Origin of the sequence: Marinobacter nitratireducens (genome assembly GCF_000708045.1) — a bacterium.
Taxonomy (GTDB): Bacteria; Pseudomonadota; Gammaproteobacteria; order Pseudomonadales; family Oleiphilaceae; genus Marinobacter; species Marinobacter nitratireducens.
The window spans coordinates 252,845-272,406 of the sequence record NZ_ANIE01000009.1; the positions used below are offsets into that span (position 1 = coordinate 252,845).

Genomic DNA, 19,562 nt, shown 5'->3' on the forward strand with positions numbered 1-19,562 from the left:
TCCTTGAGAACAAAGTCACTGTAGCATTCCGGGCGTTCAAAAAATGATCAGTACTTTCCGGGGGCGATAATCGGGCGCTTCCGGGCCAGATTACCTTTGCATGCTACATTTCGGGGGCGGGAATGCTATAACCGGATGGTCGGATACCGTTTGACGGGTATCAATTTACTGAAGGCTTTACCGTCAGGAACGCCAACGGGAGTGCTTTTGAAGTTTTCGCTGTAACGTCCGGCGATGCATGTTCAATGCTCTGGCCGTGGCGGAGACGTTGCCCTCGTGCTCATTCAGTACCCGCTGAATGTGCTCCCATTCCATTTCCTCAACCGAGGGGGGTTCCGGACGCAGTTCTGGGGTTGCTTCCAATGGTTCGAATCCGTTGATCAACTGGCTGACGCTGACCGGTTTGCACAGGTAATTCACGGCGCCGCGGCGCATGGCTTCGACGGCGGTGGCGATGCTGCCGTAACCGGTCAGGACCAGAACGTCCAGATCCCGTTGCGCTGAAAGCAGTTCGGGCAATAATTGCAGGCCGCTCTCGCCCGCCAGATTGAGATCCAGCACGCATCGGTCAATATGGGTTGATTCGAGTACAGACAAAGCCTCGACGGGCGTTGTGGCGCAGCTGACCCGATAGCCATGCCGGGCGAGGGAGCGCGCCAGTACTTGCAGGAAGGCGTCGTCATCGTCGATCAGTAACCAGTGGCTCTCGTTTGTCATGAACGGCTCCCGGCGGGATCGGTGGAAGTGTCGGAGGAAGAGGCTTGAGGCAAATTGATAATCATGGTGGTGCCGGTGGGCGCCACACTGGCCTTTAGCGTCCCGCCGAGGCGCTGGATAGTGGCATTGGACAGGAACAGGCCCACACCCAGACCGTTTTCCGAGGTGACGATGGTTTCACCGGGGGGGGCTTCTCGGGCCAGATCCAGGCCCTCGCCGTGATCCTCGACAATGAGCTCGATCCGTCCCGGATCGGCCAGACGAGTGCGCACGCCAACCCAGTCCGGGCTGGCGGTGAGGGCATTGGCCAACAGATTCAGGATCGCCTGATCCAGGGTCGCATCCACCTGGACCTGCACCCCATCGGTAGGCAGGGACCATTCGAGGGCACCAGCGGGCCAGAGCAGGGTGGCGGATTCCTTTAATCGCCGCAGCCAATCGCCCAGGTTGAGGGTTTCCAGCTGTGCGGTCTTCGCCTGCACCGCAGCGGCGGTAAGATGCTGTAGATGCTGGGAGCAGAGGGCCAGTTGCTGCTCCATCAAATCAAGGTCTTCCTTCCGACTAACGCCATCCGAGTCGGAACGGAGTTCATCCACCAGCAGGGCCATGGTGTTCAGCGGGGTACCCAGGCGGTGGGCAACAGAAGCAGCAGACAGGCCGAGAGCGATGATCTGTTCGTCTCGGAGCCGGGTTTCGCGAATCATCGAGAGTTGCAACTGCTGGCGGCGCATGCGTCTGGCCAGGGTGCCGACCACCAGCAGGAGAATGGCAGCCGTCAGGACGAAGGTAACCCACATCCCGAACAGGTGCAGTTCCGTGAGCAGGGTTGAATTGTGCTGCTGGTGAGACGCGGTGTGAGTGACCGGTGAGTGCCAGGCCACAAGAGCCGTGTAAACCGCAACGCCGAGTACCGTCAGCGCGATGCCCTGATTCAGGGGAACGAGGATGATGGCCATGGCAATCGGTAGCAGCAGCAACGAGGTCAGAGGGTTGGTATAGCCCCCGGTCAGCAGCAGCCAGGCGCCGATCAGGAGCAGATCCAGGGCCAGGCCGGCGCTGACCGTCAGAACCGAGGCGGGTGGGCGGCGGGTGAACCAGAGCCAGCCCAGGGTCGCTAACACCGCATAAAGCAGGCAGAACAGCAGCGCCGGAACCTGGTGGGGAAACGAGACCACCGTCTCGGCGACTGCAAGGGCCACCAGCTGAATCAGGGCGATGGCGAGGCGCATGCCGAGCAGGTACCGGGCGGCCTGCTGGAAGCCGGTCTGTGAGTGAGTTAGCCATTCCATGAAGCGCATTCTAGCGGGTTTTGACGGCTCACACCCGGAGAATACCCGCTTCGGGATGCGGCATTCTGTCTCACGCGCGGTGAGCGGCCACACATTACTATGTCGGCTGATTGAGTCGGGACAGGATAATGTGGGATGGCAGTAAATGTTGTAGGCCGCGCGGCCGTTTTAACCGTAGCCGGCATGTTGGGTGCACCCATGGTTGCGCTGGCGGAAGAAAGTACCGAAGAGAGGATGGAAACGCTGCCGGTGATCCGTGTAACGGAAGGACAGGTAGCGGCCCCGGCGGCGGAGATTCTTGCGCCAGAGCCGGTCCGGCGCCTGGCTTCGGATCCTGCGGTGTCGTTGTCCCGAATGGGTGGGCGCGGGCTTGATCCCATTGTCCGTGGTCAAGGGCAGGAGCGGGTCGATGTCCTGCTGGATGGTATCCGCGTTGAAGGTGCCTGTCCCAATCGCATGGATCCCCCGACCAGTCGACTGAGCGCTGCGCTGGCGCCGCTTCTTCAGGTGCGCACCACAAACCGGACGCTACGATGGGGGCCGATCAGCGGCGGCCAGGTCGTCGCGACAACGCCCTCGCCGGACCTGGGCGATGATGGGCTGGCTGGGCATATTACGGTCGGAGGCTCGGACAATGGTACGAGCAGGCTGGTGAACGGTGGTATAGCGGTGGGGGGCGCCCAGGGCTGGGTTCGCGCCGCCGGTGGTTACGAAGAAGCTGACGATTATGAAGACGGCGATGGTAATGAGGTCCGCAGTGCCTATGAGAATGCCGAGGGCCGCCTTGATGCGGCCTGGCTCGCTGACGATGGGTTTTACATAAAGGGCCTGGTCAGCCGGCAAGAAGAACGCGACGTCAAGTACGCGGGCTCGGGAATGGACGCGCCCAAAACCGATACCGACATTGCCCGGGTCGAGCTGGGGGCTCCCGTGGCCCAAGGCGACTGGAACCTGCTGGCGTGGCAGGCGGATGTGGATCACGTCATGGATAACTTCAGCCTGAGAACGGCTACCATGAAGATGCTTACGGCCTCGGAGACCCGGACCCGTGGCGTCCGGCTGACCCTGGATCAAAGCCCCAACACCAAAACCGACTGGGCGGTGGGTGTGGACGCGGAAACCAACAACTGGGATGCCGAACGTTTTGGCGGTGCAACACTGGATACCCTGACCTCCGTGCTGTGGCCGGACGTGGACCGCACGCGTATTGGCCTGTTTGCCGAGCGTTTCTACCGGGTCCATCCGGCGCTTCAGGTCGGCGGTGGTGTTCGCTACGACCGGGTCGAAATGGAGGCCCGGTCGGCGGACAAGACCTTTGGCAATGCCATGATGCCGATGTCCGCGGCGGGCATTTACGACAGTGTGTACGGCACCACGGACACCGACGCGGACGATAATAATGTCAGCGGGTTCGTCACCAGCAACTGGCGCTTTTCGACGCGCCAGTCACTGGAGGTGACAGCCAGCCACAGCGTTCGCAGTCCAGGTGTGACCGAACGCTACATCGCCAGCTGGAGTATGAACCCGGCCATGCGTTGGGTGGGGAACCCGGCTCTGGATACGGAAAAGCACAACAAGCTCGAAATCGCGCTTGCCGGCCGCTCTGACGGTTGGCACTGGCGTCCTGCGGTGTGGATCGATCGTGTTGATGATTTTGTCCTGCGTACCCGCGATAGCAGTCAGACCAGCGTCTATCGGAACATTGATGCTCGTTTGATGGGCGCCGAGGGTGTGCTGGGCTGGAGTGATGGTGCCTGGCGAAGTACCAGTTCACTGGCGGTCGTGCACGGCGAGAATCGTGATGACAACAAGGCCCTGCCGCAGATTCCTCCGGTTCAGTTCGTCCAGACCCTGGGGTGGCAGCACCAGGGGCATCAGGTCGACGTGGAGTGGCAGCTGGCGCGACGGCAGGATCACGTGGATCTGGCGTCCGGCCTAGATGCTGGCACCTCCCCGGGCTACGGCGTGCTGAATGTGTCCGGCAGCCACCCGCTGACCGGCTACCTGAGGCTCAGCTGGGCCATCGATAACTTGCTGGACACGTCCTGGGCGCCTCATGTCAGTCGCGCCAATACCGATCCCTTTAACCCGGAAGCGGTGCGTGTGAATGAGCCGGGCAGAACCCTGAGGGCAGCGCTGACAGCACGCTGGTAATCAAGGTTATGGCGGTTGCCCGCTTCTCATAGCCGGCGGGTAACATTCTGCCTCGTGTGAATCTAATCTTCATACGAGGCTTTTTTTTATGCGATTATTGATAACCATAGATTCTTAGCTAATTCCTTTGGTTAAACCTGTTGACCTGACTGCCTTTGGGAGGTGTTCCGTGATTCGGATGGCGACAGCCTTTACCTGGTCCACCGTTGTTTGGGGCGCCCTGGCCTGGCTCTCATCTGCACCGAGCCTGGCGCAGACGGACAGTCCGACCGCACCGGTGGAGCGCAGCTTTCTTCAGGAAACCGTGCACCTGGACGGGGTTATTGAAGCCGTTCAGCAGAGCACGGTGTCGGCACAGACCAGTGGCACTGTTCAGAAGCTCCCGTTTGATGTGGATGACTCGGTGGCGGCAGGTGAGCTGATCGTCCAACTGGAGGACAGCAAGCAGCAGGCTCAGGTGAATCAGGCGAAGGCCAGCGTTGAGGAGTCCAGGGCTGCACTGGTGGACGCTGAGCAGCAGTTCTCCCGGATCGAATCGGTGTTCGAGCGCAACCTGGTATCGCGCCAGGCCTACGATCAGGCAAGGAATGCGTTGTCCGCAGCAAAAGCCCGGATGGCGAGAGCCGAGGCGGCGTTGGCGGAGGCCCGGGAACAGCTGAGCTACACCCGTATTGTTGCGCCTTACGGCGGCATCCTCACCGAGCGTCACGTGGAAGTTGGCGAGGCGGTCAATCCGGGGCAGCCGCTGTTGAGCGGGTTGTCGCTGGAGCAGTTGCGGGTGGTGGTGGATTTGCCCCAGAAATACGCCGATCTCGCTCGCAAGGAGAGGCAGGCCACGGTCTCCCTGACCGATGGCCGGGTACTGGAAACCGGTGCCATCACCTTTTACCCCTACGCCGATCCGGACACCCACACGTTCCGACTCAGAATGGAGCTCAATGAACCTGGTGGGTCGTTGTTCCCCGGTATGTTGGTGAAAGTCGGCATACCTGTGTCTGGTCGGGAGTCGCTCTGGGTGCCAGAGACCAGTCTGATCCATCGCAGTGAACTTCGGGCCGTGTTTGTCATCGATGACCAGGGCCGGCCAAGGCTGCGTCAGGTGCGCGTGGGCGTTTCCGATAATGGTCGGGTGGAGATACTCGCGGGCGTGAGTGAAGGAGAGCAAGTGGTGGTTGATCCTTCACAGCTGGTAGGCAGTGATCGGCTTGACCTGCCGGCGCAACAGCAGGGAGCCAAACAATGAGTGACGACCTCCCGCGAGTCGGCCCCTCCGGGGCAATAGCCCGCGTCTTTCAGGACAACCGCCTGACGCCCCTGTTGGCGATGCTGGCGATCCTGCTTGGTGTTCTCGCGGTGGTCGTTACCCCCAAGGAAGAAGAGCCCCAGATTGATGTCACCATGGCCGATATCATGGTGGCGTTTCCCGGGGCCAGCACCCGGGAGGTGGAGAGTGTGATCGCCACACCCGCCGAGCAGGTCATGAGCGAAATAAAGGGCGTGAAGCACGTCTATTCGGTGTCGCGCCAGGGGCAGGCCGTGATTACCGTGCAGTTCGAGGTCGGGGTGCCACGCCAGGAGGCGCTGGTCAGACTCTATAACCAGGTGTATTCAAACCAGGACTGGCTGCCGCCGGAACTGGGGGCTATGCAGCCGATCGTCAAACCCAAGGGCATCGATGATGTTCCGGTCATGACGCTGACCCTGTTTGATCCATCCAATCGGCATTCCGGAGAGGCGCTTACCCGGTTGGCCCATATGCTGGAGGTGGCGCTGAAACGGGTGCCCGGAACCCGGGATGTCTACACCGTAGGCGGCATTCCGGACCGGGTCGATATCCGTTTCGATCCGGCATTGCTGGCGGGCTTTCAGTTGACCATCGGTGACATCGTCGCGGCGCTGCAATCGGCCAACAGCAGCACGCAGGAAACCCGGGTGACTCGCAACAATCTGTCGATTCCGGTTCAGGCCGGCACCTTACTGGAGAATCTCTACGATGTCCGACGGCTGGTTGTGGGCATGCACAACGGGGCGGCGGTGCACATGGAGGATGTTGCCGACATCCGCCGTGGCGGCACCGTCGCAGATCAGAGCGTGATGACCGGATTTGGCCCCGCGCACACGGATCCCTCCGGGGTGGCTGCCGGTCGGGTGTATCCCGCCGTCACCCTGGCCATTGCCAAGAAGCCCGGCGAGAACGCCATCGATATCACCACCGCCATCCAGCAGCGTTTACAGCTGTTGCGCAATCGGGCTTTGCCCGACGATGTGCAGGTGCTGGTGACCCGCAACTACGGCGACACCGCTTCTCAGAAAGCACAAAAACTGATCAGCGATCTCATCTCCGCAACCGTCTGTGTGGTCTTGCTGGTGTTGGCGGCGATGGGCTGGCGGCAGGCGCTGATTGTCGGCATTGCCGTCCTGATCACCCTGCTGCTGACGCTGGTCTTCTCCTGGGCCTGGGGTTTCACCCTGAACCGGGTATCGCTGTTCGCGCTGATCTTCTCCATCGGCATACTGGTGGATGACGGCATCGTGATCACCGAGAACATCAACCGGCGTATCCAGAACTCCCGACGGCCCGTGAAAGAGGTGATCCCGGCCGCGGTCGAGGAGGTCGGAACCCCCACCATCATGGCGAGCCTTACCATCATGTCGGCCTTGATACCCATGGCCTTTGTGTCCGGTTTGATGGGGCCTTACATGAGCCCGATCCCCATTAATGCCTCGGCGGGTATGGTGCTGTCACAGATTGTTGCGTTTGTGGTGGCGCCCTGGCTGGCCCTGCGTCTGCTCAGGCACCGGAAGGGGGAGGCCGTGGGTGAAGGATCCAATTCCGCGGACGGCGTGAGCCAACGCTCCCTCAGGATATTCCGCACAGTGCTGTCACCCTTCCTGGGGGACCACGGCTGGCGTCGTCGCCTGCTTGCCCTCGGCGTGGTGGGGCTGACACTCGCGGCGGTCTCGTTACCCGTGTTCCAGGCCGTGATCCTGAAGATGCTGCCTTTCGATAACAAGTCAGAGCTTCAGGTGGTGGTGGACCTGCCGGAGCAGGCCCCGATGGAACAGACCCAGCGGGTGCTGACGGAGATGGGGCACTACCTGGAAACCGTCGATGAAGTGGCCAACTGGCAGAGCTATGCCGGCACGGCATCCCCCATCAACTTTAACGGGTTGGTACGCCAGTATTATCTCAGGGGGGATCCTTATCACGGGGATATTCAGGTCAATCTGAGCGGTGCCGAGGACCGTGATCGTCAGTCTCACGAGATAGCCCAGTCTCTGAGGGCGCCTCTCAAGGAGATTGCGGACCGTTACGGTGCCAGGCTGAAAATTGTCGAAGTGCCTCCGGGGCCGCCGGTGCTCTCACCGCTGGTTGCGGAAATTTATGCCGTGAATGATCAGCGCCGGGCGGGCCTTGCTCAGGAGATTGCAGGCGAAATGGAGAGCGTGGATGGGCTTGTGGATATCGACACCACGCTGGAAGCACCGACCCGGGAATGGGAAGTCGTGGTAGACCGGGATCGGGCCGCCAGGCTCGGCGTCGCACAGGCCCAGGTGGTGGCGGCGTTGCAGACGGCGCTTGGCGGTAGCAGTGTCAGCTTTCTCCATGACGAGCATGCCAAATATCCAGTACCGATCCGCGTCATTCTGGCGGAGGGGGAAAAAGCCCAGATTCCGGTGTTGATGTCCGTCAGCGTGCGCAGCCGCGATGGCCAACTGGTGCCGCTGGCCAGTATCGCAGAGGTTCAAGAAGCCGACTGGCAAGGTGCGATCTACCACAAGGATCTACTGCCAGTAACCTACGTCACGGCGGATATGGCCGGGGAGATCGACTCGCCACTGTATGGCATGTTCCGGTTGGTGGACCGCCTGGAGCAGCAGGACGCGGCACCAGACCAATACTTCATCAGCCAGCCGGTACTGCCCGAGAAAGGTACCCTGAAGTGGGATGGTGAGTGGCAGATCACCTACGAAACCTTCCGGGATATGGGGGCCGCCTACAGCGTCGGGGTCTTCATGATCTTTGTGCTGCTGGTGGCCCAGTTCCGGTCCTACATTCTGCCGCTGGTGATCATGGCGCCGATTCCGTTGACCCTGATTGGAATTCTGCCGGGCCATGCGCTGCTGGGCCGGGAATTCACGGCCACCAGCATGATCGGCATGATCGCGCTGGCGGGGATTATCGTACGTAACTCGATATTGCTGGTGGTCTTTATCCGGCAGTTGCTGGATGAGGGTGTAGAGTTGGACGAAGCCGTGGTGCTCGCCGGTGCCGTTCGGATCAAACCCATTGCGCTGACGGCCATCTCGGCGATGGTGGGCGCTTACTTTATTCTTAACGATCCGATATTCAACGGGCTGGCGATTTCGCTGATATTCGGTCTCGCCATGTCCACGTTACTGACGATCATTGTGGTGCCGCTGTTGTACTACACTCTGGCCCGTTGCAAATGGGTATGAAGGCTGAAAGTTTGTTAGCGGGTTGGCCAGTAGCGCTGCATTTCGACGAACAGGAATGAGGCGCTCCAGGTGATCAATACCAGGCCGGTGAGACCTTCAATACCGGTCAGGAAGCGAAGGTCACCCAGAGGCTCGATATCTCCGTAACCCACGGTGGTGAAGGTGGCGAAGGAAAAATAGACGCAGTCGAGGAAACTGCCGGTAAAGTTGCCGGCAAGATGGCCCCATTCGTCAGCGTGGTGCATGACGAAATAGGCAAAGGCAAAGATCCAGACCTGAACCGCGTGGGCAGTGAGGATGCCGAAGACCGCGATACTCATGCGGAAATGTCGGCTCTGGCGCATACGAGACAGAACACCGCTCAGGCGGCTGAGCGCCTCGTGATGAATAAACACCACGATTGCCACGATCAGGATGTTGATGATTGTGATGGTGATCAGACTGATATGCGCGTCCAGAAACAACTGTGGGGTTCTCCGTTTGGCGGGTATTCCTCCGGCGTCCTGTAGTGATTGTATAGCAATTTCGCACGTCGCGTGTGGCGTGCCCCAATGATCCTGATTGGCTGATAAGAATGTCCAAGAAACTGTTTCCTGTAGTCATCCTCGCGATCGGCATTGCCGGTTTTATCCTGCTCAAACTGACGCGCCCGGAGCCGGCGCAGGTCACCGCAACAGAGCGAAGCTGGCGGGTGGAGGTGCAAACCGTCGAGCCGGGTACGCACACGCCAATACTTCCACTTTATGGTGAGGTCGTTGCGCCGGAACAGGTGACGGTCGTCGCGACGCTGGCGGGCCGCATTGGTGAGCGTCCGGTGGCGGAAGGTCAGAGGGTTGAGGCCGGTGAGTTACTGGTGGCTCTGGATGAAGTCGATGTACAACCGGTGCTGGCGCAGGCGCGTTCCCAGGTGGCGGACCTTGAAGCGCAAATCCGTTCGGAACAGGTCCGGCACAAGAACGATATCAACGCCCTTGAGAGCGAGAAGGCCATTGAATCCAATGCTCGCCGGCAGCTGGAGCGCACCCGCTCGCTGGTTGAGCGTAACCTGGCTTCCCGTGAAGATCTGGAATCCGCAACCGATGCTCTGGCCCGGGCCGAACTGACGGTGCAAACACGCCAGAGGTCGGTGGATGATCATCCCGCTCGCCTGCAAAGCCTGGAGGCGAGGTTGGCACAGGCTCAGGCCAACCTGGAATCAACCAATCGGGATGCCGAACGGTCCCAAGCGTTTGCGCCGTTCGATGGCGTTGTGACTGGTGTTCAGGTTGCGCCTGGCGACCAGGTTTCCCGAAATCAGGCGCTGCTGTCGGTCTACCCGGCTGAGGGATTGGAGCTGCGGGCCAGGGTGCCAGAGTTGTTTCGTGCAGAGTTGCAGGCGGCGCTGGACCGGGGCGAGCAATTACGGGCATGGAGTGAAGGCAGGGACTATCGGTTCGAGCTGACCCGGTTTGCGGGTACATCCGATCCAACCGGTACCGAAGCCATTCTCGCTCTGAGCGGATCCGCAGCGGGGCTGCGACCTGGTGGCTTGTTGCCGGTGACTCTGGAGCGACCGGAGCGGGAGCAGACGGTGTCTGTTTCGTTCAGTGCCCTGTACGGCGCCAATGCGGTATACCTGATGGATGACGACAACCGCATGCAGCGCGTCGAGGTGCATCGAATCGGTGAAGCCAGAGGTGTCAACGGCGAGCGCCGGCTGCTGGTCTCCGGCGAGGCGCTGGTCTCCGGTGCCCGCCTGATTACGACGCATCTCCCCAATGCAATCACCGGGCTGAAGGTCGACCTGGCCGGGGAGCAACAGCAATGAGGCGCAGAAAAGGCGTCATCGGCTTCTTCGTTCATCACCGGGTTGCAGCAAATTTGGTTATGTTGGTGATGTTGCTGGGCGGTGCTCTGGCGTTGTCGCGCATGAATATCCAGTTTTTTCCGACCTTTGCCCTTGATGTGGTCAGTGTCCGGGTGGTCTGGAGCGGCGCGTCGGCGGAGGACGTGGAGCAGGGGATTACCGACCCGCTGGAGCAGAGGCTGCGCAGCATCGACGGCTTGAAGAAAATGACGTCGACCTCGGCCCAGAGTGTGTCGTCAATCACGTTGGAATTCCATGAAGGGACCAATCCGATTCAGGCACTGGACGACGTGCGGCAGCAGGTGGACGAATTTACCAACCTGCCGGCGGATGCGGAGGAACCCCAGGTTACCCGGATCGAACGTTATGAGCCCGTGGCCCGGGTTCTGGTATTCGGGAATGTCGACCGCAGCGAGCTTCGGGACCTGGCGTATCGCTACGAAGACGATTTGCTGGACCGTGGCATCGACCGGATCGCCATCCGGGGCTTGCCGGAACAGCAAATCAGCATTGATGTGCCGGTTGAGCGTCTGGAAACTCTGGGGCTGTCTCTGGAGCAGATTGCCGAGCGGGTTGGTGCTGTATCCCGGGACTTGCCGGCGGGGATGATGGCGCAACAGGATGCAACCCGGGAACTGCGAGCAGTGGAGCAGCGCCGCAGCCCTCAGGCATTCGAGAGTATTCCGGTGGTTAGCGGCGAGCGTATCCAGCTGCGGCTCGGGGATATTGCGATCATCCGTCAGGAGGCCAGGGAGAGTCAGGTCGCGTTGAGTCGGGATGGGTATCCGGCTGTTGAGTTGCAGCTTCAGCGGGCGGAAAACGGCAATTCCCTGGAGGCCGCGAAGGTGTTGGAAGCCTGGCTGGCGGATACCCGCTCCTCACTGCCTCCTTCCCTGCATCTGGAGGTCTACGACGAAACCTGGCAGTTACTGAACGATCGTATATCCCTGCTGGTGACCAATGGCTTTGGCGGGCTGCTATTGGTCGTCGCCCTGCTCTACCTGTTCCTGCCGGGGCGGGTGGCGCTCTGGGTCGCCATCGGGATTCCCACCGCGTTTCTTGCGGCCATGGCGGTGCTCTGGGGCATTGGTGGTTCTATCAACATGATTTCCCTGTTTGCCCTGATCATGGCGCTGGGTGTCATCGTTGATGATGCCATTGTGGTGGGGGAGGACGCAGATGCCCACTCCCGGATGGGTGAAGAGTCCATCTATGCCTCGGAAGGCGCGGCCAAACGAATGGTGTGGCCGGTGCTTGCCTCATCATTGACGACCGTCGCCGCATTCATGCCCCTGTTGGTGGTTGGTGGAGTGATCGGGAATATCCTCGGTGATATCCCGACCGTGATGATCTGTGTGCTGGTCGCCTCATTGCTGGAGTGCTTCATTGTATTGCCGGCCCACCTGCGCCATGCCTTCGTGAGCCGCCGGAAGGAAGCGAACCCGAATCCGGTCACGCGCCTGCGTACCGGCTTCGAGAAACGGTTTGACCGCTTTCGGGAGGGCAGCTTCCGCCGATTCTCCATGGCCAGTCTGCAACACCGGGGCCTGACGGTGGCCGGAGCCGTCGCGCTTGCGCTGATCACGGTCGGTTTGTTGGCCGGAGGACGACTTGGTTTCAATTTCTTCCCGACGCCGGAGCCGTCGGTGTTCTATGCAAATGCCAGTTTTGTGTCAGGCACGGATCGGGCCACTGTGGATGAGTTCCTCGGCCAGATGCAGTCGGCGCTGAATGCGTCGGAAAGCGCCCTGGGTGGCAATCTCGTTCTGCATGCGGTGACAACCAGGGGCGCGACCCTCGGGGCCGAGGGGGCATCCAGAACCGGTGACGAGCTCGGGTCAATGATGATCGAGTTGGTGCCGTCGGATCGCCGCTCAGTGCGAAACCCGGAGTTCATCAACGAATGGCGTAGCCGACTGGTGCTGCCCGCCGGGCTTGATAGCCTGAATATCTCCGAACGGCAGGCCGGGCCACCGGGTCGGGATGTCAATGTCCGGCTGGTGGGCAACAACGCCATCACGCTGAAGCGGGCGGCTGATGAACTCAACCGGGCGTTGTCCACCTTGCCCGGCGTGTTGGATGTGGAAGACGATATGCCCTGGGGGCGAGAGCAGTTGATCTACCAGGTCAGCGCCTATGGTGAGGCTCTGGGCCTGACCACGGCCGACCTGGGGCGTCAGTTGCGGGCAGCGTTCGATGGCCGTATCGCCCAGATCTACCAGGATGGACGCGATGAAATTGAGGTGAGGGTACAGCTGCCCCGGGATCAGCGGGAACGGTTGGCTACGCTCTCACGGATGACCGTACGGGTGCCCGATGGTCGATTCGTTCCCCTGACCCAGGTGATGAACCTGGACCACCGCCAGGGCTTTCAGGCGCTCAGGCATGCAGACGGCAAGTTGGCGGTGGAGGTGACATCGGGGCTGAACACCAGTGTCAGTACCACCGACCAGATTCTCAGCAGTCTTCAGGCCGAAGCACTTCCGGACATCGCTAACCGGTATAACGTACGCTTCAGTTTTGAGGGGCGGGCGGCAGACCAGCGTGAAACCATGGATGACATGAAAACCGGCCTGCTGATTGGCCTGGGGCTGATGTACGTGGTGCTGGCGTGGGTGTTCGCGTCGTGGAGTCTGCCATTGATTGTCATGGCGATCATTCCGTTTGCCCTGGTGGGTGCCTTGCTGGGGCATTGGCTGATGGGCCTTCAGCTGACGATCCTGTCTCTGTTTGGTCTCTTCGGGTTGTCCGGTATTGTGGTCAATAACGCGATTATCCTGGTGGCGTTCTACAACCAGCAGCGCCAAAAGGGGCTGGGCATCACGGATGCACTGAACGAAGCTGCGGTGCAGCGGGTGCGGGCGGTGATGCTGACCTCCCTGACGACGATTGGCGGTTTGTTGCCCCTGTTGTTCGAGACCTCGTTGCAGGCGCAGTTCCTGATTCCCATGGCAACGTCGATTGCGTTTGGCCTTGGGCTGTCGACCCTGCTGGTGTTGCTTGTGATTCCGGCGTTGTTGTCCTGGCTGGAGCAGTTCCGGGAATGGCGAGCCCAGCGGCAGGGCACAGAGGCTCGGCCGCTGGGTGCAGAGGAATAGCGGGGAAGGTCAGTCCATGGCGTTGGCGCCGATGCGGTGGATGGAGACGTCCGCACCGTTGAACTCTTCTTCATCGCTCAGGCGCAGGCCGGAGATGGCGCTGACCACGCCGTAGACAACCAGGCCGCCCACAAAGGCAACGAGTACGCCTGCAACGGAACCGATCACCTGGGAGGTGAGGCTGACGCCACCAAGACCTCCCAGGGCCTCCTGGCCGAAAATGCCACAGGCGATGGCACCCCAGACGCCGCATACGCCATGCAGGGGCCAGACACCCAGAACGTCGTCCAGACGTTCGATCTTTGCCTGTGCCCATTCAAACAGGTAAACGAAAATCGCACCTGCGATACCACCGGTGATCAGGGCGCCAACCGGGTGCATCAGGTCTGAGCCGGCACACACGGCGACGAGCCCTGCCAGAGGGCCGTTGTGGATAAAGCCGGGGTCCTTCCGGCCCAGCACCATGGACACCAGGATGCCGCCGACCATCGCCATCAGGCTGTTGACCGCGACAAGTCCGCTGATGCCGTCCAGGGTCTGCGCGGACATAACGTTGAAGCCGAACCAGCCAACGGTCAGTATCCAGGCGCCGAGCGCGAGAAACGGAATGTTGGACGGAGCAAAGGCGATGACCCGGCCGTTACGGTAGCGCCCATTTCGTGCACCGAGCAGCAGGATGGCTGCCAGGGCGACCCAGCCACCGACGGCATGCACTACAACGGAGCCGGCAAAGTCATGGAATCCTGCACCAAACTGGGTCTCGAGCCAGATCTGGAAGCCGTAGTTACCGTTCCAGATCAGGCCCTCGAAGAAGGGGTAGACCACACCAACGATCAGGCCTGAGGAAATCAGCATGGGGTAGAACTTTGCGCGCTCGGCGATGCCGCCTGAGACAATGGCGGGGATGGCGGCAGCGAAGGTCATCAGGAAGAAAAATTTGACCAGCTCGTAGCCATTGCTGGCCGTCAGGTCAGCGGCGCTGCTCATGAAATGACCGCCATAGGCGATGTAATACCCGACAAAGAAGTACATGACCGCTGAGATGCCGAAGTCGGTCATGATCTTGACCAGGGCGTTGACCTGGTTCTTGTGGCGTACGGTGCCCACCTCAAGGAAGGCAAAGCCGGCATGCATGGCCAGAACCATGATGGCACCGATTAGAATGAACAGCGTGTTGGCGCTTTCAGTCAGGGTTTGTACTGCACTCGTGATGTCCACGGGTTTTTGCTCCTGATGTTTAAGCCTCTAGCGGGCCTTCTGTGCATTGATGGGGTGCACAGTAAGCAAGCAGTGTTCCAAAACAATGCAACTTGTTTGTTAGTGGTTAGTTGCGTTCTTTTTGCGGGGCTTCAGGAGTCGCAGGTGTCCGTTTTGTGCACTAAATGTGTGCAATATGCAGAGTTGTGCACCGAAATGGTCGCACCTGGATCACCAGGAAATCTGGTTTTCGGGGGCGTTACCGGATTCGATATCGATCACGGCATCCTGTGATTTGGATTCCGATTCGATGATTTCCCGGAGTTCGATTTCCTGCTCTTCCAGCGGTCCGGACAGGTCGATGATGATTTCCACCCGTCGATTCTTGGCCCGGTTGGCGGACGAGTCGTTGGCGACGCGGGGCTCTGTATCCGCCAGACCTTTGACCGCAAGCCGGGTGGGTTCGATTTCTCCGGTGTGAAGAAGGACATTGGCGACGGCGGCTGCTCGGGCCGCTGACAGATCCCAGTTGCTGTAGAACCGCTTGGTACGAATGGGGACGTCATCCGTGTGGCCTTCAATGGTCAGTTTGCCCGGCATGTCGGCAAGGACGTCGGCCATTTCCAGCAGTAGCCCTTCGAATTCCCACGTCAGTTGGGCGGAACCAGAGGGGAACGAGCCTTTTTCCTCAACGCGAATGACAATGCGCCGTTGATCCTGGGCTACATTGACTCTGCCTTCCTTGATCGCCTCGTCCAGCACCGCCATGATTTCCTGGGCATTCTCGTCCATCTTTTCCTGCATAGCTGCTTCCACGGCCTTCTCCGTGGGGCTTTTGAGGGTCTCGAGTTCGGGGGCTTCCGTGGTGGTTGTCTGTTTTACCTGATTGATGACCGTCGGTTCTGGCGGTGCGGGAGAAAACTTGTCAAAAATAGGACTGGTGCCTTTGGGAATCTCCAGTGCCGGTACATCACGCTGTACACCAAACGCCTTGGAGAGTTCCCCGGCAATCTGCTTGAACTTCTGCGCGTCGATCTCGGAAAACGACAGCAGCAGCACGAAAAAACACATCAGCAGGGACATCAGGTCCGCAAAAGTGACAACCCAGGCGGGGATACCCGGTTTTTCCTCTTCAGGTAACTCATCCATAACCTAGCTGCCCGCGCCTTCGGCTTCAGCGAGCTTTTCACGCTCTTTGGGGGGGAGGTAGCTGGATAGCATCTGTTCGATAATTCTCGGATTGGTGCCTTCCTGAATGGCGACCAGTGCATCAATGTACAGGGACTGGATGCGGGCTTCTTCGGTCATTCTGAGGGACAGCTTGTCTGCAATCGGTGTTGCGATCATGGTCGCGATCATGGCGCCGTACAGCGTTGTCAGCAGAGCAACGGCCATCGCGGGACCGATGGATTTCGGGTCTTCCATGTTGGACAGCATCTGTACCAGGCCGATCAGTGTGCCGATCATGCCCATGGCGGGGGCCACGTCTGCCATGGCGGTAAAAACTTTGGCGCCAGAGCGATTGTGGTCCAGGGTCATCAGGCGCTCCTTGCTCAGGAGCTGTTTGATGGTGTCGCCGGTCTGACCGTCCACCAGCATCTGAATACCTTTGCCCAGAAAGGGGGTGCTGACTTCACGATCCTCCAGGCCAAGAACGCCTTCTTTGCGGGCCACGTTGGCGACATCGACCAGCTCTTCAATGCTGGCCTGTGTTTCAGGCAGTTTGAATTTGAATGCGCGAGCTGCTGCCGCGAATGCGCCCAGGAATTGACCAAAGCTAAACTTGGACAAAACGACGAGCAGCGTCCCGCCTACCACAATAAGCAGCGACGGAGGGTTGATGAACACGCTGGGCGAAGTGCCGAGGATGACGGCAGAGGCGATCAGCAGTATGGCACCGACAAGGCCGATGAGAGTGGCAAAATCCACGGATGCTCCAAAAAAAGGTACTGGGTTGATAATGGGCGGAAAGGTTACCCGTAGTTCACTAACTGATCAATCAGGCTTTGCCGATTGTCTATGCTCCTCGGTTTGTTCCTTCCAGGCCGCATAACGGTGAAGATCGGATTCCACAACTTTCAGGCACAGTGCCACCACGCTGGCATCATCCAGAAGCCCGAAGCCAAGAATCAGGTCCGGGATCACGTCCAGCGGATTGAGCACGTAGAGCAAAGCGCCAGCCACCGCAGCAATGGTCTTCCAGGGAACACTGCGGTAATTTCCGTACCAGTAATCCCGAATCATGGAAAACATCAGCCGAACATCGGAGCTGAAGCGATTCAGCTTGCCGCTTCCCTTCACCTTTTCCTCGATGGCTCGCTGACGGTCCAACAAGTCCTCGAGATCCCTGCGGTGAACCTTGTCAGCTTCAGCGTTGAGCTGCGTCTCGGCCTTTTTCTGACTGAACAGGGCCATGTGGTGTTTCCCTTTTGTGTTTATCCAATGAAAATTCGGCGTGCAAGCCCGGCGCCGCGCCATCCCCGAATTGCCAGCGTCGTCACCAATCCCCCTATCATGGCACCAACCACGCCGCAGGTGAGTATATCCTGGCCCGTCAGGTATAGGCCGGGGATGCTGGTTTTCGGCTTCAGCCAGTCCTGTTCAAAGCGTTCCGGTGTGTGGTCGAGGCCATACAGTTCGCCCTTGCCATAGCGACAGAACCAGGCGGTCGATAGGGGCGTGGACGTTTCCACATAGTCGATCTTGCCTTTAAGTTGCGGCAGTTTCTCGTACACGACGTCAAGAATCCGGTTGGTCTCCTTTTCCTTGAGGACTTCGTAGTCGTCGCCGCGTTTGCCCCAGGTGGTGTCTTTCCAGGGCTCGAAAATTTCCCAGGTTGTCGGTGCCACGACTTCAATGGTGGATGTGCCGGGCCATCGGTTCTGGTAGTCCGGATCCTTGGCCGCTGGAAATGAAATGTAGACGACGGGCAACGGGCTTTCTTCGGGAGCCTCGAGAAATCGGGCGACGTTGCCATCATGGTCCGCACTGGGGTAAACCCAGAAATTGGTTCTTGGTAGCCCCAGCTCTTCCGGCGTCCCCTTGAGACCGATATAGAGGCCAATGTGGGGCATGGACGGATTAATGTGTTCGCGTTTTTTCCGATAACCGGCCTGGGTTGCGACTTCGTCAGGCAGCAGGTGCTCGAACGTGTTGATCACCCCGGCATTGCTTATCACGAGTGGGGCGTGAATCTCTTCACCGTCGGCCATACGCACCCCGATTGCCCGTCCACCCTTCACGAGGATGTCGGTAACGTCTGCGTAGGTGAACACTTCACCGCCAGGTTTCTGGATGACCGGGATAATGGTCTTGGCGATTTCCGAGGCGCCGCCAACGGGATAGAAACCTCCGTAGAGATAGTGCTTGGCAATCAGTGCGTGCACCATAAAACTGGACTGTTTTGGGGTTACGCCGCAATCGCCCCACTGGCCTGTAATGGCGCCAATCAGTTCTTCGTTGTCGGTCAGCTCGCTGAGCACGTCCCAGGTGGTGCGGTTGAAGCAATCGGGCAGGGTGATATCCAACCCCTTGTTGATCAGTGGGGAAAGAATACCGGGGCTGAGCTTGGAAAGGGTGTACCACTGCATGCCGTCGGCAACGTCGCCCAGCAGTTTGATGTAGCGATCGACAGCCTCCTTTTCTTCGGGGAAGCTCTCAACCAGTGAATGGCGGAGGCCTTCCTTCCCGGCCCGGAGGTTAACGACTTTGTTCCCCAGGAAAAAGCGATCGTAGTTTTCATCCATCGGGGCCCATTTAAGCTTGCCGTCGGTGATGTAGTCGAACAGCCGCCTGCCAAGGGTGTGAGGTGAGCCCATATCACCGATGTAATGGACGCCAACGTCCCATTCATAGCCGTTCCTGGCGTAGCTATGGGTGTAGCCGCCTGCAGTGTAATGCTGCTCCAGCACCAGAACCTTTTTGCCGGCTTTGGCGAGGCAGGCGGCAGAGGTCAGGCCGCCAATGCCCGACCCGATCACAATTGCGTCGTAAGGGCCTTTGAGACGATTGGCCCGGTAACGGGTACCGATGCGAATGCTGCTCGGTTTGAGTTTTCCTGAAGACGAACTGGTTACCACCATGCTTTCCCCCACATTTCCGGATTGGCCCAGTACTGCGGATTATTCCAGGCCCGTTTGTGATTGTAAGTATCCAGATTGTAGGTGTAGAGCGTGAGTGCGCCGTTATCAGTTTCGTCCACGATATGACGGCGGAAGCCCAGTGCGATGAAGTCCTGGAAGGAAAGCCGGCTTCCCTCGCCAATCGCGACCACAATATGTCGGGTACCCAGATTCCTCAGGGTGCCTATCAGCTGAATACTGTCCTCGGGCGTCAGCTTGTCAATGGGAGCTGATAGCAGCGCGAGGCCGGAAGCCAGGGCGGGAACCTGTTCGGGGCTGATTGATGTGCCCTCCAGATGAGCGTGACCACAGCGACCCTCGGCAACCTGTTTTGCCGCTGTTGCCGCCGCCCTGGCTTGATTGCCGAATGTAACGATCATCGACGGTAATGTGCTTGCAATAATGTCCCCAAACAAGTGGGTCAACTGAGGCTGGTCGCTGTTCATGGGCCTTCCCCCAAGGTTTCACAAAGTTTTATGACTCTATCATGTTCTTGTTTTTCAAATGCTTATGTCTGGCTTTTCGCGATGGTTGTCGTAAATGACATGAAAATTGATCTTTAGTGCCATCCTCTGAATTCGCATTTCTTTGCTAATGTTGGGACGGGTTACGCCCAAAAGGTGTGAACCTATCAGCAAAAGTTTGCATGGGAATGATTGACAACGGAAATCTACGTTGA

14 protein-coding genes are annotated in these 19,562 nt (G+C 59.4%); 5 read left to right on the top strand and 9 right to left on the bottom strand.

The window, feature by feature from the left end:
- Nucleotides 1-183 precede the first annotated feature (183 nt).
- Together D777_RS15215 and D777_RS15220 are read right to left on the bottom strand one after the other, a co-directional pair.
- Entirely contained in the window at nucleotides 184-717 is a 534-nt protein-coding gene (locus D777_RS15215; protein ID WP_036133940.1) for a response regulator transcription factor, read from the bottom strand.
- Nucleotides 714-2,006, bottom strand: a complete 1,293-nt coding sequence (locus D777_RS15220) for a sensor histidine kinase (RefSeq protein ID WP_036133942.1) — start codon at nucleotides 2,004-2,006, stop codon at nucleotides 714-716. Before D777_RS15220 ends, D777_RS15215 begins: the two co-directional genes overlap by 4 nt.
- Nucleotides 2,007-2,141: 135 nt before the next feature.
- Between D777_RS15220 and D777_RS15225 the strand changes: the two genes are divergently transcribed.
- The 3 genes from D777_RS15225 (at nucleotide 2,142) to D777_RS15235 (ending at nucleotide 8,621) form a co-directional block, all read left to right on the top strand.
- On the top strand, nucleotides 2,142-4,160 hold the full coding sequence (locus D777_RS15225; protein WP_227501793.1) for a TonB-dependent receptor domain-containing protein: 2,019 nt from the start codon (nucleotides 2,142-2,144) through the stop codon (nucleotides 4,158-4,160).
- Nucleotides 4,161-4,338: 178 nt separating this feature from the next.
- Nucleotides 4,339-5,403 (top strand): efflux RND transporter periplasmic adaptor subunit, encoded by a 1,065-nt coding sequence (locus tag D777_RS15230; RefSeq protein WP_081849579.1) that lies wholly within the window; start codon nucleotides 4,339-4,341, stop codon nucleotides 5,401-5,403.
- Nucleotides 5,400-8,621: an efflux RND transporter permease subunit gene (locus D777_RS15235; RefSeq protein ID WP_036133943.1), complete on the top strand. Its 3,222-nt coding sequence runs from the start codon at nucleotides 5,400-5,402 to the stop codon at nucleotides 8,619-8,621. The genes D777_RS15230 and D777_RS15235 overlap by 4 nt, the downstream gene beginning before the upstream one ends.
- 14 nt (nucleotides 8,622-8,635) lie before the next feature.
- Here D777_RS15235 and D777_RS15240 read toward each other — a convergent pair whose 3' ends face one another.
- On the bottom strand, nucleotides 8,636-9,061 hold the full coding sequence (locus tag D777_RS15240; RefSeq protein WP_036134436.1) for a potassium channel family protein: 426 nt from the start codon (nucleotides 9,059-9,061) through the stop codon (nucleotides 8,636-8,638).
- A gap of 134 nt (nucleotides 9,062-9,195) precedes the next feature.
- Here D777_RS15240 and D777_RS15245 point away from each other — a divergent pair, with 134 nt between their 5' ends.
- Nucleotides 9,196-10,428, top strand: coding sequence for an efflux RND transporter periplasmic adaptor subunit (locus D777_RS15245; protein WP_036133945.1), 1,233 nt, complete (start codon nucleotides 9,196-9,198; stop codon nucleotides 10,426-10,428).
- Nucleotides 10,425-13,565: an efflux RND transporter permease subunit gene (locus tag D777_RS15250; protein ID WP_036133947.1), complete on the top strand. Its 3,141-nt coding sequence runs from the start codon at nucleotides 10,425-10,427 to the stop codon at nucleotides 13,563-13,565. Before D777_RS15245 ends, D777_RS15250 begins: the two co-directional genes overlap by 4 nt.
- Nucleotides 13,566-13,574: 9 nt before the next feature.
- Here D777_RS15250 and D777_RS15255 read toward each other — a convergent pair whose 3' ends face one another.
- From D777_RS15255 to D777_RS17715, 6 genes are all read right to left on the bottom strand, one after another.
- Entirely contained in the window at nucleotides 13,575-14,783 is a 1,209-nt protein-coding gene (locus D777_RS15255; RefSeq protein WP_036133950.1) for an ammonium transporter, read from the bottom strand.
- Nucleotides 14,784-14,993: 210 nt separating this feature from the next.
- Nucleotides 14,994-15,911 (bottom strand): flagellar motor protein MotB, encoded by a 918-nt coding sequence (locus D777_RS15260; RefSeq protein ID WP_036133951.1) that lies wholly within the window; start codon nucleotides 15,909-15,911, stop codon nucleotides 14,994-14,996.
- 3 nt (nucleotides 15,912-15,914) lie between these two features.
- Complete coding sequence (gene pomA / locus D777_RS15265) at nucleotides 15,915-16,691, bottom strand: flagellar motor protein PomA (RefSeq protein WP_036133953.1); 777 nt, start codon at nucleotides 16,689-16,691, stop codon at nucleotides 15,915-15,917.
- Between the two features lie 66 nt (nucleotides 16,692-16,757).
- Nucleotides 16,758-17,177, bottom strand: a complete 420-nt coding sequence (locus D777_RS15270; protein WP_036133955.1) for a YkvA family protein — start codon at nucleotides 17,175-17,177, stop codon at nucleotides 16,758-16,760.
- Nucleotides 17,178-17,197: 20 nt separating this feature from the next.
- Nucleotides 17,198-18,844 carry a phytoene desaturase family protein gene (locus D777_RS15275; protein ID WP_036133957.1) on the bottom strand — a complete coding sequence of 549 codons (1,647 nt, stop codon included), beginning with the start codon at nucleotides 18,842-18,844 and terminating at the stop codon, nucleotides 17,198-17,200.
- Nucleotides 18,835-19,329 (bottom strand): DUF6231 family protein, encoded by a 495-nt coding sequence (locus D777_RS17715; RefSeq protein ID WP_051669135.1) that lies wholly within the window; start codon nucleotides 19,327-19,329, stop codon nucleotides 18,835-18,837. Before D777_RS17715 ends, D777_RS15275 begins: the two co-directional genes overlap by 10 nt.
- Nucleotides 19,330-19,562 lie beyond the last annotated feature (233 nt).

Bases quoted from the DNA above. Each gene is read 5' to 3' on its own strand.
- D777_RS15215 (WP_036133940.1), bottom strand. From the start codon at position 717: ATGACAAACGAGAGCCACTGGTTACTGATCGACGATGACGACGCCTTC.
- D777_RS15220 (WP_036133942.1), bottom strand. From the start codon at position 2,006: ATGGAATGGCTAACTCACTCACAGACCGGCTTCCAGCAGGCCGCCCGG.
- D777_RS15225 (WP_227501793.1), top strand. From the start codon at position 2,142: ATGGCAGTAAATGTTGTAGGCCGCGCGGCCGTTTTAACCGTAGCCGGC.
- D777_RS15230 (WP_081849579.1), top strand. From the start codon at position 4,339: ATGGCGACAGCCTTTACCTGGTCCACCGTTGTTTGGGGCGCCCTGGCC.
- D777_RS15235 (WP_036133943.1), top strand. From the start codon at position 5,400: ATGAGTGACGACCTCCCGCGAGTCGGCCCCTCCGGGGCAATAGCCCGC.
- D777_RS15245 (WP_036133945.1), top strand. From the start codon at position 9,196: ATGTCCAAGAAACTGTTTCCTGTAGTCATCCTCGCGATCGGCATTGCC.
- D777_RS15250 (WP_036133947.1), top strand. From the start codon at position 10,425: ATGAGGCGCAGAAAAGGCGTCATCGGCTTCTTCGTTCATCACCGGGTT.
- D777_RS15260 (WP_036133951.1), bottom strand. From the start codon at position 15,911: ATGGATGAGTTACCTGAAGAGGAAAAACCGGGTATCCCCGCCTGGGTT.
- D777_RS15270 (WP_036133955.1), bottom strand. From the start codon at position 17,177: ATGGCCCTGTTCAGTCAGAAAAAGGCCGAGACGCAGCTCAACGCTGAA.
- D777_RS15275 (WP_036133957.1), bottom strand. From the start codon at position 18,844: ATGGTGGTAACCAGTTCGTCTTCAGGAAAACTCAAACCGAGCAGCATT.
- D777_RS17715 (WP_051669135.1), bottom strand. From the start codon at position 19,329: ATGAACAGCGACCAGCCTCAGTTGACCCACTTGTTTGGGGACATTATT.